The organism is Sphingobium sp. MK2, assembly GCF_040170545.1.
Lineage (GTDB): Bacteria > Pseudomonadota > Alphaproteobacteria > Sphingomonadales > Sphingomonadaceae > Sphingobium.
On the sequence record NZ_JAZDXA010000020.1, the window covers coordinates 1 to 15,052 of the forward strand.

Here is a 15,052-nt window from a genome sequence, read left to right on the forward strand (position 1 = left end):
TCTGGTGCCCATGGATTGCTTCGCTGCGCTCGCAATGACGATTTGACGTCAAGCCAGCCCGGTTCGCTACCGCCCCGCAACCCAAGCCTGTGTCGTCGCCAACATCCGCGCCGCCCGTTCATTGAGGTCGGGCCACCCCTCCCGCAACGCGATCGACCGTTCCTCGACCGCCACCGGCAACCTCTGTGGCATCGCATCCAGCAGCGCGCCGATCGGCAATCCCCCCGCGCCCAGCGCCACCCGTCCGTCAATCGCCTCGGTCAGGATCGCGTCCGCGTCGGCCGGGTCCGCGCCGGAGTCGGGCGCGTCGCATAATTGCACATAGCTGAGCCACGCGGGCGGCACCGCCGCGACATCCGCCAGCGTCCCGCCCGACCGCCGCCAATGCAGCGCGTCGATCAGCAACCCCATCGCCGGATGATTGATCGCGCGCAAAATCGCGCTCGCCTGCCCGATCGTCCTGACTTCGGTAAAAATGCCGAATTCCAGATTGATACGGATCGCATCGCCCGCCCGCTCGGCCAATATCGCCAGCTTGTCGCGCGTCGCCCCATCGTCGGGATCGCTGCTGACGCACAACACATTCCGCGCGCCCAGTTCGATCCCCACATCGACCAGCCGCAGATGATCGGGATCAGGCGGCCCCGGCTTGATCCACACCACTTCGATGTCGATCAGCGGCAGGCCCGTGTCGCGCAGCGCGGCCTTCACCTGCCGCGTCGTCGCATCCGTCCAATCCGCCGCCTCGAACCACATGCCGCCATAATCGAATCCGGCCCGCGCCGCCGCCTCCACCAATTGCAGCGGCGTCGCTTCGGGCATGATGCCCGACGCCATGCAGAGTGGCGGCGTCACGCCCCGGCGGCAGCCATCGCGGCGGCGACCGACGCCTCGATATCCGCCTTAGTCGGATTGGCGCGCAGCGTCAGCCCGCCATTCACCTGCAAATTCTGCCCCGTCATGAAGCAGGCGTCACTCGCCAGGAACAGGCACGCCTCGGCCACATCCTCCGACGTGCCATAGCGGCCCAGCGGATAGCCCTTGCGAAACGCATCCATCAGCCCCGGCACCGCCGCCGCATCCGCCGTCATCGGCGTTTCGGTGATGCCGGGCGACACACTGTTGGCGCGTATGCCCATGGCCCCAAATTCATTGGCGACGGTGCGAACCAGATGGTCGGTCCCCGCCTTGGTCGCCATATAGGCGGCATGGTCGTGGAACATGATCGTCGCGGTCGCTGAACTGATCTGGATGATCGACCCGCCGCCGCGCCGCTCCATCGCCGGGATCAGCGCCTGGAAAAACTGGAACGGCCCGCGCAGTTGCAGCGCATACATGGCGTCGAGATCGTCCTGCGTCGTCTCCAGAAACGGCTTGAGCAACCCCCAGCCGGTCGCGTTGATCGCGATGTCGACCCCGCCCAACGCCGCCTCGGTGTCGGCCACCGCCGTCTTTATGCTCTGCTGGTCCGTCATGTCGCAGGCGACGGCCACCCCGCCAATCTCGTCGGCAAAGGCGGACAGCGCCTCCGCCTTGCGCCCCGCCACCGCGACCTTAGCCCCTTCGGCGGTCAGGCGGCGGGCGATCACCTGCGCCATATTATCCTTGCCCGCCGCACCGACGATCAGCGCCAATTTGCCGTTCAACCTGCCCATCATCTCTTCCTTCGCGCATCTATTTTACGCGCCAAGGTAACGAGCCGGGCCGATGCGCCAAACTCGGCTTTATGCTAGGCCGCCCGCCCCAGTCCGGTGAAGCCCGCGCCGACGAAATCGACCATCCGCTCGACCATCGCATCGAGATCGCTGGAACTGAACCGCCCGCCCGACTGGCGATCCAACATGCCGCTTTCGGCGAGGATATGCGTGATCATCGCCTGAAAAAAGAAGAAGCCCCACTGCACATCGCCCTCATCCATCTCCGGATGCAGCGCGCGCAGCGCCTGGACATAGGCGGCGATCACATCGTCGAAATGCTGGCGAAACGGCGATATGAACGCTTCCTGCTGCGGCATGTTCGCCACCAGCGCCATCAGGCGGATATAATTTTTCCACCCCGTCCCGCCGCGCATTGATCGGTCGACGATCGGCGTGATGAAGGCGCGGATGATCGCGCGGCGGCGCGTCGCCTGATCGCCCGCAACCTGCCGCGCCTGCGTCAGCGCGTCCGCCATGCCCGCCACATGCGCGTCGGCCCGCCGGTCGATCACGGCACCGAACAAATCTTCCTTCGACCCGAAATGATAATGGGTCAGCGCCACCTGCACCCCCGCCTGCGTCGCAATGTCGCGCAACGACACGCCATGATAGCCCCGGATCGAAAAGAGCGACTCCGCCGCGTCCAATATCCTGGCCGCCGTATCGGGCGCGCGTCGGCGGTCGATCTTCGGCGCGGCCTCCGCCGCCTCGGCCAAACCTGTCCTTTTCACTAGTTTCAACGCCCTTCTGCCCATTGGACAGCTATGGCGAAGATATTGACAGACGACAACCGATCAGGGTAAATTTAGTCGATCGTTCAATTAAAAATAGCGAGAGGGTATCATGACCATCGAGTCTTTTCTGGGCCGCGCCATTGCCGCCTATGATCCGCCCGTGCGCGGTGACCGCATCACTGGCGAACGCTATCATGAAAAACGCTGGGCCGACGCCGAATGGGCGCATGTCTGGACCAAGGCCTGGCATATCGGCGGCATGGCGGCCGACCTTGAAGAGGCAGGCGACTTTCTGACCCATAATATCGGCCGGGAATCGGTGGTCATGCTCTGCCAGGAGGATGGATCGGTCAAAGCCTTCTACAATGCCTGCAAGCATCGCGGCTATCGCCTCGCCTGGACCGAAGTCGGCGGTTCGCCCTTCCTCACCTGCGGCTATCATGGCTGGAAATATGCGCCCGACGGCACGCTCGCCCATGTCCAAGACCCGGATGATTTCCCCGGCGGCTCCCCTTGCGGCAAGGTGAAGCTGGAGGAAATTCCCTGCACCGTCTGGGGTGGATTCGTCTGGTTCACCATGGATCGCGATGCGCCGCCGCTCAAGACATGGCTGGGCGCAGCGGGCGAACAGCTCGAACAATGGCAGATGGGCAAGATGACTCGCGTGCTGGCGCTCAGTTCCGACGTGCCGTGCAACTGGAAGATCATCCGCGACAATTTCAACGAAAGCTATCACCTCCCCAATCTCCACCCGCAAATTGCCGGGTCGATCGACGATGCGCTGGAAGGCACCATCTTCGAGATGAACCCCGAAGGCCATAATTGCATGATCATGCGCGGCCTCAAGCCATCGGGCCGCTATCCCACCTCCGACATCCTCGAAATGCCGCTGGCCCAGGCGCTGGAATATTGGGAACTGGACCCCAAGGATTTCGAAGGCCGCGCCAGCCAGGCCCGCGACGCCATCCTCGCGCAAAAGCGCAAGCTGGGCGCGGACAAGGGCTATGCCCATTATGCGACCATGGGCGACAGCGAGATTGTGGATTATCACCACTATACGCTCTTCCCCAACATCACCTTCACCATGTGGCCGGACGGGTTCCAGTTATTGCGGTCCGAACCGCACCCGACCGACCCCGAACGCTGCATCTTCGACCATTGGTTCATGGCGCATGAAATGCCCGGCAGCGATGTCGTGATGGGACCGATGGGGCCAACCCCCTTCCGCCATGTCGAGCGCGAAAAGATCGAATTCGGCACCAGGTCGCTGGGCGATGTCGCCGATCAGGATATGAGCGTCGCGATCGGCCAGCAACTCGGCCTCCATTCGCGTGGCTTTACCGGCGGCATCCTGCCCAATCAGGAAAAGCGGGTGCAGATGTTCCATGAAAAGCTGAATGACGTCTGCGGCATCCATGACTGATCCCGCGCTGATCGACACCCTCGTCGCCCGACAGCAGATCGCCGACCTGACGGCGGCCTATTGCCGGGGCGTCGATCGCGCCGATGCGGCGTTGCTGGGTTCGCTTTTCCACGCGGACAGCCATGTCGAAAGCGGTCCCTTCAACGGCAGCGGTCAGGATTTCGCCCGCGAAATCTGCGCCATCGTCCGCACCGTCTTTACCCAGACCAGCCACGCCAATGCGCATCAATGGGTGGAGGTTGATGGTGATAGCGCGAAGGGTGAAACCTATGTCACCGCCGTCGCCACCCCGCGCGGGCAAGAGGGCGACCCCGTCCATATGCTGACCGGCGGCCGCTATCTCGACCGCTTCGTCCGCACCAACGGCACATGGCAGTTCATCGAACGGCGCTTCGTCTGCGACTGGATCGTCCATCAGGCCGCCGGTGGCGGCGAAGACCTTTATGCCGGTTTCCTGCGCGGCGCGCAGGGGCCGTCCGATCCCGTCCATAGCCTCTGGGGAAACACCGCATCATGACCGCTTCCGTCAATCGCCGTTTCCTGCTCGTCGCGCGGCCCGATGGCCATCCACGTGAAAGCGACTTCCGGCTGGAGGACAGCCCCGTCCCCGCGCCCGGCCCCGGCGAAATCCTCATCCGCAACCATTATGCCTCGCTCGACCCCGCCATCCGCGGCTGGCTCGACGACGCGCCAAGCTATCTGCCGCCCATCGCGATCGGCGATCCGGTGCGCGCCTCCACCATCGGCACGGTCGAAGCGAGCGGGGTCGATCGCTTCAAGCCCGGCGATTGGGTCATGGGGCTGAACGCGATCGAGGAATACAGCCTCGTCACGCCCAATGACTTCATGCACCCGATTGACGTGTCGGCGGCCCCGTCTGTCACCAGCTATCTGTCCGCCATGGGCGCGGTCGGCCTCACCGCCTGGTTCGGCGTCAGCGATGCGATGCAGCCCACACCCGGCCAGACCGTGCTGGTCAGCGGCGCGGCGGGCGCGGTCGGTTCGATGGTCGGGCAACTCGCCAAATTGCGCGGCGCACGGGTCGTCGGCATCGCCGGGGGCGCGACCAAATGCGCGCGCCTGACCGATCGCTATGGCTTCGACGCGGCGATCGACTATCGCGGCAAGGATGAAGCGGCGCTCGCCGACGCCATCGCCACGGCCTGCCCGGACGGCATCGATCATGTCTTCGAAAATGTCGGCGGCGTCTGTCTCGACGCGGCCTTGCGCCATATCAACCAGGACGCGCAGATCCTCCTGTGCGGCCTTATCTCCGAATATAATGGCGACCCCCACGGCGCGCGCAACATCTGGCAGTTGATCGTCAAGACCGCCACCATGCGCGGCTTCCTCATCGCCCGCTATGCCGACCGCTTCCCCGAAGGCAGCCAGGCCATCGCCGCCTTGATCGGCGAGGGCAAGCTCGTCTTTGACGAACATATCGAACAGGGCATCGACAACGCCTACCCCGCCTTCATGCGCCTCTTCGACGGCACCAACGACGGCAAGATGATCCTGAAACTGACCTAAAATTCCTCTCCTTGCAGGGGTCGAACGGAGTCACGTGCCTCCGTTCGAGGACCACGAAGTGGTGGAGGGGTGTCACCCTATCAAGGGCGCGATACCCCTCCCCTCACACCCGCACTATCTGCTTCCCCCTATTCGCCCCGGTGAACAGCCGTGCCAGCGCCGCCGGGGCCGCTTCGAACCCCTGCTGCTCATCGACCTGCCATTGCAGCCGTCCCGCCAGCACCAGCGCTGCCAGCCGGTCGCGCATCGCGCCCCAGCGTGGCTGTTCGTCCAGGATGATGAACCCCTCCATCCGCGCCCGGCGCAGGATCAGGTTGAAATAATTGCCCGGCCCGGCAATCTCGCCACCCTGTTCATAGCGGCTGATCCCGCCGCACAGCACCACCCGCGCGCCGATCGCGAGTCGGCCCAGCATCGCGTCCAGCACCACCCCGCCGACATTGTCATAGACGATATCGCACCCCTTGGGGGCCAGCGCCTTCAACTGCGCCGCGACCTTGCCCTCGCGATAGTCGATCGCCGCGTCGAACCCGGCCTCCTGCGTCAGCCAGGCGCATTTTTCCGCGCCACCCGCAATGCCGATGACATGGCAGCCCGCGACCTTGGCCAATTGCCCTGCAACCGATCCCGTCGCCCCGGCCGCGCCGGACACCACCACGACATCGCCCGCCACCGGGCGGCCGATCGCGTGAAAGCCGTGCCAGGCGGTCAGGCCCGGTATCCCCAGCACGCCCAGCATCGCATGGGGCAGCAGGTCGGGGTGGCAGACATCGAAGCCCTCGCCATCGCTCACCAGATATTCGGTCCAGCCGGTCATCCCCGCAACCATCGTGCCGACCGGCCAGCGGCCATCCCGGCTCTCGACCACCTCCGCAACGCCCATGCCGCGCATCACATCGCCCAGCTCGATGGGGGCGACATAGCCGCCGAAATTCTCCATCCACCCCTTTTGCGCGGGTTCGAAACCCAGCCAGCGCACCGCCAGCAGCATCTCGCCCGCGCCCACCACCGGCATCGGCACGTCGGCCAGGCGAAAGTCGCCATCGGCCAGCGCGCGCCCGATCGGCCGGTCCGCCAAGTGCCATTGCCGCATCATCGCCTTCTCCATCGTCACGCCTTGCCCAAGATGATCTGCGCCGCCCGCCAGCCCAGCGCCATCGCGGGCGCATTGGTATTACCGCTAATGAGACGCGGCATCACCGAACAATCGGCAACGCGCAGCCCCTCGACCCCATGAACCTTCAACGCCGGATCGACCACCGCATCGTCCGCCGCGCCCATCCGGCACGTGCCCACGCCATGCAATCCACTGGTCGACAGCGACCGGAAACTCTCCAGCAGCGCCGCATCCTCCTGCACCGCCGCGCCGGGGATCAGTTCCTCGCCGACATCGTCCGCCAGCGCCGCCTGCCCCACATAGGCGCGCATCAGCCGGATCGCCGCAATCGCCGAACCCTTGTCCGCTTCGCTGTCCAGCCAGTTGGGCGTGATCGCCACGCCATCCCCCGGCTCGCGTCCCCGTGCCTGCACTTCCCCCTCGCTGCTCTGCCGCAGCAGGCTGCCCGACACGGTCAGGCCGGGCCGCTTGTCGATATTGCCGAGCGGTACGGCATCGTTCGCATCACCCAGCGCAAACATATAGCCACTCAGGTATAGCTGCAGGTCGGTACGCGGTCCCGTGACGCCGGTGGACAGGAACGCCCCCACCTCGAACGGCCCGGTCGCCATCGGCCCGTCCCGCCGCAGATAATAGCGCGCGACCGACGCCAGCAGCCCCAGCCCCTGATAGCGCCCCTGGATGCCGCTGTTCCTCTGCAAGCGGAACGGCATGGAGTAGGATAGATGCTCCAGCATATGCCGCCCGACATGGCGATTATGATGGCGCACCGCAATCCCGCTTGCGGCCAGCACGTCGCCATCGCCGATGCCCGACCGTTGCAATATCTGCGGGCTTTCGATCGTTCCCGCGCAGACGATCACCTCGCCATCGCAATCCACGCTGAACGGCCCGCGTTCGCCATGGAGCAGTTCGACCCCGACCGCCCGGCCATTGGACAGCCGCACATGGCGTAGCAGCGTGTCGGTCATCACCGTGAAATTGCTGCGTTGCATCGCCGGACGCAGAAACACCTTGGCCCCGCTCTCGCGCCGCCCGTCACGGATATTATGGCAATAATAGCCGACCCGTCCGCCGACCACGCTGTTGAGGTCATCGGTGCGCGGCAGGCCCATCTGCTCGCCCGCTGCGATCAGCCGCTCGGCCAGCGGATAGCGATAGGTGCGCGGCGTCACATGCACCGGGCCACCTTCCCCACGCAGCGCGCTCCCGCCCAGTCCATGATCCTCGATGGCGCGAAAGGCCGCGATCATCGATCCGGCATTCCATCCGGTCGCGCCCGCCGCTTCCCAATCGTCATAATCCTGCGGCTCGCCCCGGCTCCAGATCATGCCGTTGATCGCCGACGATCCGCCCAGCCCCTTGCCCCTGATCCACATCTCCTGCGCCGGTTCGTCCGGGCGGCGCGGCTGGGCGACCGGATAGGCCCAGATATGCGCCGGGTTGGACACCAGCTTGGCAATCCCCTTGGGCATGGCGATCAGCGGCGACCGATCCGGCCCGCCCGCTTCCACCAGCAGTACCCGGTTGCGGGGATCGGCCGACAATTGCTCGGCCAGCACGCAGCCGGTCGATCCCGCGCCGATGATGATATAGTCGAACCGTTCGGGCAGGTCGGCCATGCGTTGCTCCTCTGCGCTGTGGGTTCAGGCCTTGTCGCGGTGATCGCGCTTGATCTTCTTGGCCAGGCTCCATTTATGGACTTCGGTCGGTCCGTCATAAATGCGGAAGGCGCGCACCTCGCGGAAGATCTGCTCGACGATCGTGTCGCCGGTGACGCCCGTGCCGCCCATCACCTGCACGCATTTATCGGCGATCCGCATCAACGCCTCGGACACCGCCACCTTCGCCATCGAGCTTTCGACGGTGCCCAGCGATCCGCCGTCCAACACACCGGCGCACCAATCGATCATCAATTCGCTTTGCTGAATGTCGATCCAATTTTCCGCCAGCATGAAGCCGACGCCCTCATGATCGACCAGCGGCTTGCCGAACGCCATGCGGCGGCAGGCATAGTCCGCCGCAATCTCCTGCGCGCGGATGCACCCGCCCAGCCAGCGCATACAGTGCGACAGCCGCGCAGGCGACAGGCGGATCTGCGCATATTTGAACCCCTCGCCGCTCTGCCCCAGCATCTGGTCGGCGGGCACGCGCAGATTGTCGATCGTCACGACCGCATGGCCACCGGGCATCGAACTGTCGATCGTGTCCAGCACCCGCTCGATGCGGATCGCGGGGTCAGGCAGGTCCACCAGGAACATGCAGGCACCGTCATCGGACTTGGCCATGACGATCCCGACCATCGCCCCCTGCGCCCCGGTGATGAACGCCTTGCGGCCGTTGATGACCCAATGATTGCCATCGGGTACGCAGGTCGTCTGCATCATCGACGGGTCGGACCCCGCACCGCCATCGGCCGCCGGTTCGGTCATGAAGAAGGCGGAACGGCCGCGGCCTTCCAGCAGGGGCTTCAGGAAATGCGCCTTCTGCTCGGCCGTGCCGACCTTGCCCAGCAGATACATATTGCCCTCGTCCGGGGCCATGGTGTTGCAGGCGAGCGGCCCCAGCGGCGACAGGCCGGACTTGATCAGCACGGTGGCCGTCTCGCGCTGGGTCAAATGCGATCCGTCAGGCAGGACATGCGGTGTCAGCACGCCTGCCGCCCGCGCTTTCTCGCGCAATTCCATCACCAGCTCATCGCTCGGCCCGTGAAAGCCGCAGCGCGGATCGCCTTCATAGGGAATCACGACGCTACGGACGAACGCTTCGACCCGATCGGCTATTTCCTGCGCGCGCGGCGTACTGAACATGGCTTCTATCCTCTTGGATCAATTGAACTGGATCGGGCGCAGCGGGTCGGTCCCGTCGAAATCCTGCGCCGCCTTCGCCACCATGGCGTAAAAGCCGGTCAGTTGCGGCACCGGCGCATAGAGTTCGGTCATATGCCCTTGCGCCGCGACCGTATCGACAAAGGCGAAGACGAAGCCGTCACTCATCTCCGCCCGGCAGGCGAGGTCATGGCCCGCCGCCGCGAAGTCCTTGATCGCGACATCCACATCATCGACGAACAGCGCGACATGGTGCAGCCCCTGCGCGCCGGGCTGCGCGAACATGTCGCGAAAGGCGGACGGCCCGTCATTATTCTGCTGGACAAACTCGATCATCAGCTCGCCCCACTGGCCATAGGCGGAGCTATGGTCGAGCGGCCGCTCCACCCCGCGATGCACGCAGCGCCGCAGCGGAATATGATCGGCGATGAAATAAGGACCGGATCCATGGAGCCGATGATGCGCCAGCGCCGCCGCGCGCACGTCCGGCACGAAATAGGCCAGTTGCCGGATCGCCAGCCAGTTCATCAACGGCCTTGTCCCTGGGCCGTCCGCCGTCCGATCGCCGCCAGTTCGGGCAGCGTATCGACCAGCGACTGCGCTTCGGGCGAAGATGCCGTACCCCGCGCCATCCGTCCCTTGATGCCATGGATAATCGCCGCGAACCGAAACATGTTGAAGGCGAGGTAGAAGGGCAGATTGTCGATCCCGTCCCGCCCGGTCCGCGCGCAATAGGCCGCGACATAGTCCGCCTGCGACGGAATGTTCAGCGCGGCCAGATCCGCACCCTTGAACCCGCCAATGATGTGCGGCGGCAGGTGATACATCATCAGATGATAGGTGAAGTCCGCCAGCGGATGGCCCAGCGTCGATAGCTCCCAATCCAGCACCGCCAATATGCGCGGCTCTGTGGGATGCCAGATCATATTGTCGGCGCGAAAATCGCCATGGACGATGGTCGTCTCGTCGCCTGCGGGAATCTGCCCCGGCAACCAGTCGGCCAGCCAGTCCATATCGTCATTCCGCCCCGCCGCTTCATCTTCGCGATATTGCCGCGACCAGCGCGCAATCTGCCGCGCGAAATAGCTGCCCGGCTTGCCATAGTCGCCAAGGCCGATCGCCTCAGGGTCGATCCCATGCAATTGCGCGATCGCCGCGTTCATCGCGTCGAAATAGGCAGGCCGTTCCTGCGGCGTCAGTATGGGCAGGGTCGAATCCCAGAAGATGCGCCCCTCCACCATGTCCATGACATAGAAGGGCGTGCCGATGACTCCGGCATCCTCGCACAGGCCATGGACCGGCGCGACCGGGAAGCCCGCCTGCCCCAGCGCCGCCAGCACACGATATTCCCGCTCGACCGCATGCGCGCCGGGCAGCAGCGCGCCGGGGGGCTTACGCCGCAGCACATAGGCGCGGGTCGGCGTCATCAAGCGATAGGTCGGGTTGGACTGGCCGCCCTTGAATTGTTCGACCGACAATGGCCCGGCATAGCCAGCAACATGGGCGTGCATCCACGCATCGAGCGCCGCAACGTCGAACCCATGGCCAGTGCGCACCGCGCCGGTTCCTCCGAATCGCTCCTGCCGATCCTCGCTCACGGCCTCATCCTCTCCTGCGCTGCCTCTTCCCTGCCGCCATGGGGCGTCGGGCCGGGCTTGTCCCCTCTCCTTTGTTTCAGGTGCGCACCCACCTCTCGAAAATCGCAGTTAGCAAGCCACGGAAAATAGCGCATCCCGCACGATGCAACGAAGATGCAGTGAACGCGCAGGACACTGAACGCTCAAAATAACACAGTATAGGGGAGAGTATATGCAGAGGAATCTTTTGGTCCGTCCCGTCACGCTGGCGCTTGGCAGTGCGCTGCTTTGGGCGATGCCCGCCACGGCGCAGGATCAGACCGCCCAGCCCCAGGCCGATGCCCAACAGGCCGACCCCAACGCCATCATCGTCACCGCCCGCCGTCGCGACGAAACGCTTCAGGATACGCCGGTAGCCATTACCGCCATCAACGCCGCCATGTTGGAAAACAAGGCTGCGGTGAATATCGGCGACCTGACCGGCTCTGCGCCGAACCTGCTCATCACCAACCAGAATGCGGGTGCCGCCGCTGCGAACCTCGCCATTCGCGGCCTCACTTATGCCGACGTCGAAAAATCGCAGGAACCGACCGTCGGCGTGGTGGTCGATGGCGTGTTCATCGGCACCAGCACCGGGCAATTCTTCGACTTTTTCGACATTGAGCAGATCGAAGTGCTGCGCGGCCCGCAAGGCACGCTGTTCGGCCGCAACACGATCGGCGGCGTCATCAACATCCGCCGCACCCGCCCGACCGGCGAGTTCGGTGCCAAGATGGAAGTCTCCTACGGCAAGTTTGATTCGCTCGCGACCCGTGCGGTCGTCAACGTGCCGCTGTCCAACGATGGCAGCGTCGGGGCCAAATTCTTCTATTTCCACAGCGAAACCGATGGCTGGTATCGCCAGGCGCAGACCGGCGAACGGCGTGGCTTCAGCAATAACGAGAATTTCGGCGGCTCGATCCTGTTCGCACCGCAGGGCAGCGGCTTTGATGCCCTGTTCACGCTGGAAAAGCAGGTTCAAAAGTCGGACCCGGTCGTATCCAACCTGACCCAGACCGGCGAAGCCTTTTGCGGCCTGATCCCGGCGATCGAGTGCAACCGGAACAATCGCGGCGATCTCTACACCGTCTTTGGCCAGGCCAATCTCACCAACTATTCCGCGCCCGCCGCCACGCTGGAAATGAACTATGATCTTGGCGACATCAAACTCACCTCCGTCACTGGCTGGCGCGATTCGCGCGAGAATCAGACGCAGGATTTCGATGGTTCCTCGACCGATCTCTATTATGTCCGCCGCCAGCAGCAATATGAGCAGTGGAGCCAGGAATTCCGGGCTGCGGGCAAGTTCAGCGACAGTTTCGACTATGTCGTTGGCCTGTTCTACTTCAGCTCCAAATATCAACTGACGCAGCATAGCCGCATCTTCGGCTTCGCGCCTGACATCGATCCACTGATTTTCGACACCAATCCGCAGGTGGTCAACGGCAAGACGAAGTCGATCGCCGCGTTCGGCGATTTCAACTGGGCCTTTGCCGACCAGTGGCGCCTGTCCTTCGGCGGCCGCTTCACCCGCGACAAAAAATCGCTGGACAATAGTTTCGGCGGCATAGAAATCGGCCGGGGCACGGACACGTTCAAGAAGTTCACGCCCAAGGTCGGTGTCGATTTCCGCCCGAACAGCGACATGATGTTCTATGGTAGCTGGTCGCAAGGCTATCGGTCGGGCGGCTTCTCGCCCCGCGCTGGAACGGCCGCAAGCGCCGGCATCGCCTATCAGCCCGAAGTCGTCGATAGCTTCGAAGTCGGCGGCAAGTTCGACCTGTTCGATCGCAAGCTGCAATTCAACGTCGCAGCCTTCTATTCCAGCTACAAGGACCTGCACCAGAACAACACGTTGAACTGCCCGGCCTGCGCCACCGGCAACGAGACGATCACGTCGAACGTCGGTTCTGCGAAGATCAAGGGGCTGGAATTTGATTTCACCGCCCGTCCGACGAGGCAACTCACCATCACCGGGTCGATGGGCCTGCTCGACTCCAAGTTCAAGGGCTTCATCGTCGGCGGCATCTCGCCTGTATCGGGCGCGGTCGTTCCCTATGACTATTCGCGCAACGACCTTATCTATAATCCGAACATGACCGCTTCGCTGGCCGCCGACTACACCATCCCGACCGGCTTTGGCGAAGTCATCGCGAATTTGAGCTACCGCTATATCGGCGCTTATGATCAGCAGATCTCGCTTGGGCCGCTATCGGGCGACCTGACCAACGGGCCGATCATCGTCAATGGCAATGACCCGCGCGTTCGGACGGACAAGCAGGGGCTGGTCGATGCCAGCCTGACGACCAAATTCGCACTGGCCGGCACCGAAGCCCGCCTGACCGTCTTTGGCCGCAACCTTGCCAATGATCGCGGCCCAACCCACGGCTTTACCGTGGGCGGCCTGTGGTCCTTCGGCACCGCCCGCGAACCACGCACCTATGGCGCGACGCTGGGCGTCAAATTCTAAGCTCTGCATACAGGACGAAAGGCAAAAGGCCGGGGCGCAATCCCCGGCCTTTTCCTTTGCCCGCTCCGCCTTTGCCCGTTCCGCCTGGCCGTCACGCATGAAAAAGGGTGCCGAAGCGACTGCTCCGGCACCCCGTCATTCCATCAGTCGCGCTTTATAGATCGCCTTTGATATATTTCATGATCGTATTCTGGAACTGGCGGATCTGGATTTCCTGATAATTGGCCAGTTGCACCTTGTCGTTCAGCGAGGCCTTCAGGCCCGTCTGCACATGGGGCAGATTTTCCATATCCTGTTCGAACACATCGCCCAAAATGCCCAGTTCCGGCGCTTCGGTCCATTTCTGGTCGACCGACAGGAATTTCATCGGCGGCGCCTTGGGATGCTCCTGACCCGGTGGAACGCGGGTCAGGACGCGGACTTCCATCAGACAATGGTCGACATCATGCCAGGGCCGCCAGCGATAGACGATATTGGGCTGGAACCCCGCCCAGGGGCTGAAATTGGGAAAGACATTATAGAGCAGCGCATCCATCATCTCCGCGTCGGATGCAAAGCTGACATCATGGCCGAACATGGCGGTGGTGGTTTCCCGCAGCGATGCGCCCAGGGCCGCGCGCGCCGTGACGCCCTCTGGCACTTTGACATTATAGCCGCCCGCCGCCGCTTCCTTATCCTCATAATTGTCGGACGACCGGCCATTATATTTGACGAACTCGTCGACGATCCACTGTTCCGCCTTGTCGGTGGGGTCGACATGGGGTGACATGGTGCCGAACGGCGTCACCGTCAGGTTCACATAGTCGCCATAGATATTGTACATCGAATTGGCGTCGCCGGTGAACGGCAGCAATTGCGGATGGGTGACGACCGTGTGCCAGCTTTCCATGAAAGCCTCCATCACCACCTTCCAGTTGGCCGGCACCACCTTGCCCACCCACATCGCCGTCGCGCATTCCTCCTGCCGCCAGCGCTTGAAATGCTCCGGCATGGGCGCGAGAAACTCTTCGAGCGTCGGCCCGTCCGCGCTCTCGCGAATGAAGATATAGCCCGCCCAGCGCCCGACGCTGATTTCGGGCAAAGACATCTCCTCATCTTTCAGATGCGAGAAGTCCCAGCGGCACGGAATCTGCTTGATCGACCCGTCATTATTCCAGGTGAAGCCATGGAATGGGCATTGCAGTTCGGCCGACCAGCCATCGCCGGTCTTGAGCTTGCGCCCACGATGCAGGCAGACATTGGCGAAAGCCCGAACAGAGCCATCCTCCTGCCGGATCAGCAGGAAGGATTTGCCGACATTCTCATAGACGACATGGTCGCCCGGCTCCGGCAATTCCTCTTCGCGCGCCGCGAACTGCCAGGTGCGCGGCCACATCTTCTGCTTTTCCAACTCGAAAAATTCGGGGCTGGTATAGCGGCTGGCCGGGATCGGGTCCGATCCCAGATTTTCATATTCGTCGGTGTAAAGAAATTCCGGCACCGGATTGGTATCCGCCAGCATCAGGTCGCGGACGCTCGTACCGGGGCAGCGTGCCAGCGGTGCGCCTTTGATCCGGGGATCGCTTTCAGCCATCACTCTCTCTCCTAAATTCTCGCCCGCCCGGCTGCGCCACACAGGCGGCGCGCCGAATCCTTGG

The 15,052-nt window shown here is 63.6% G+C and carries 13 protein-coding genes; 4 read left to right on the forward strand and 9 right to left on the reverse strand.

The window, feature by feature from the left end; translation table 11 throughout:
- Positions 1 to 66: 66 nt before the first annotated feature.
- The 3 genes from V2I08_RS11080 to V2I08_RS11090 all read right to left on the reverse strand — a co-directional run bounded on the left by V2I08_RS11080 (position 67) and on the right by V2I08_RS11090 (position 2,428).
- Complete coding sequence (locus V2I08_RS11080) at positions 67 to 855, reverse strand: TIM barrel protein (protein ID WP_349635158.1); 789 nt, start codon at positions 853 to 855, stop codon at positions 67 to 69.
- A complete protein-coding gene (locus V2I08_RS11085) occupies positions 852 to 1,655 on the reverse strand; it encodes an SDR family oxidoreductase (protein WP_349635221.1) in 804 nt (267 codons plus the stop codon). The genes V2I08_RS11080 and V2I08_RS11085 overlap by 4 nt, the downstream gene beginning before the upstream one ends.
- A 74-nt stretch (positions 1,656 to 1,729) precedes the next feature.
- The gene (locus V2I08_RS11090; protein ID WP_349635159.1) at positions 1,730 to 2,428 is read right to left on the reverse strand and encodes a TetR family transcriptional regulator; all 699 of its coding nucleotides are present in this window, start codon (positions 2,426 to 2,428) and stop codon (positions 1,730 to 1,732) included.
- A 112-nt stretch (positions 2,429 to 2,540) separates the two neighbouring features.
- Between V2I08_RS11090 and V2I08_RS11095 the strand changes: the two genes are divergently transcribed.
- The 3 genes from V2I08_RS11095 to V2I08_RS11105 are packed head-to-tail and all read left to right on the forward strand — an operon-like array spanning position 2,541 to position 5,384.
- Positions 2,541 to 3,854, forward strand: coding sequence for an aromatic ring-hydroxylating dioxygenase subunit alpha (locus V2I08_RS11095; RefSeq protein WP_349635160.1), 1,314 nt, complete (start codon positions 2,541 to 2,543; stop codon positions 3,852 to 3,854).
- Positions 3,847 to 4,371, forward strand: a complete 525-nt coding sequence (locus V2I08_RS11100; protein ID WP_349635161.1) for a nuclear transport factor 2 family protein — start codon at positions 3,847 to 3,849, stop codon at positions 4,369 to 4,371. Before V2I08_RS11095 ends, V2I08_RS11100 begins: the two co-directional genes overlap by 8 nt.
- Positions 4,368 to 5,384: an NADP-dependent oxidoreductase gene (locus V2I08_RS11105; RefSeq protein WP_349635162.1), complete on the forward strand. Its 1,017-nt coding sequence runs from the start codon at positions 4,368 to 4,370 to the stop codon at positions 5,382 to 5,384. Before V2I08_RS11100 ends, V2I08_RS11105 begins: the two co-directional genes overlap by 4 nt.
- A gap of 103 nt (positions 5,385 to 5,487) precedes the next feature.
- Here V2I08_RS11105 and V2I08_RS11110 read toward each other — a convergent pair whose 3' ends face one another.
- Genes V2I08_RS11110 through V2I08_RS11130 form a run of 5 tightly spaced genes read right to left on the reverse strand, consistent with a single transcriptional unit; the run spans position 5,488 to position 10,927 of the window.
- Positions 5,488 to 6,492 carry an NADP-dependent oxidoreductase gene (locus tag V2I08_RS11110; protein ID WP_349635163.1) on the reverse strand — a complete coding sequence of 335 codons (1,005 nt, stop codon included), beginning with the start codon at positions 6,490 to 6,492 and terminating at the stop codon, positions 5,488 to 5,490.
- A gap of 2 nt (positions 6,493 to 6,494) precedes the next feature.
- Positions 6,495 to 8,123, reverse strand: a complete 1,629-nt coding sequence (locus V2I08_RS11115; protein ID WP_349635164.1) for a GMC family oxidoreductase N-terminal domain-containing protein — start codon at positions 8,121 to 8,123, stop codon at positions 6,495 to 6,497.
- A gap of 24 nt (positions 8,124 to 8,147) precedes the next feature.
- On the reverse strand, positions 8,148 to 9,311 hold the full coding sequence (locus V2I08_RS11120; RefSeq protein ID WP_349635165.1) for an acyl-CoA dehydrogenase family protein: 1,164 nt from the start codon (positions 9,309 to 9,311) through the stop codon (positions 8,148 to 8,150).
- An 18-nt stretch (positions 9,312 to 9,329) separates the two neighbouring features.
- Positions 9,330 to 9,857 (reverse strand): VOC family protein, encoded by a 528-nt coding sequence (locus V2I08_RS11125; protein ID WP_349635222.1) that lies wholly within the window; start codon positions 9,855 to 9,857, stop codon positions 9,330 to 9,332.
- Entirely contained in the window at positions 9,857 to 10,927 is a 1,071-nt protein-coding gene (locus V2I08_RS11130; RefSeq protein ID WP_349635166.1) for a phosphotransferase, read from the reverse strand. The genes V2I08_RS11125 and V2I08_RS11130 overlap by 1 nt, the downstream gene beginning before the upstream one ends.
- Positions 10,928 to 11,138: 211 nt before the next feature.
- On the opposite strand from V2I08_RS11130, the gene V2I08_RS11135 reads away from it, so the two are divergent.
- Positions 11,139 to 13,415, forward strand: a complete 2,277-nt coding sequence (locus V2I08_RS11135) for a TonB-dependent receptor domain-containing protein (protein WP_349635167.1) — start codon at positions 11,139 to 11,141, stop codon at positions 13,413 to 13,415.
- 154 nt (positions 13,416 to 13,569) lie between these two features.
- On the opposite strand, the gene V2I08_RS11140 is transcribed toward V2I08_RS11135, so the two are convergent.
- A complete protein-coding gene (locus V2I08_RS11140) occupies positions 13,570 to 14,988 on the reverse strand; it encodes an aromatic ring-hydroxylating dioxygenase subunit alpha (protein ID WP_349635168.1) in 1,419 nt (472 codons plus the stop codon).
- Positions 14,989 to 15,052 lie beyond the last annotated feature (64 nt).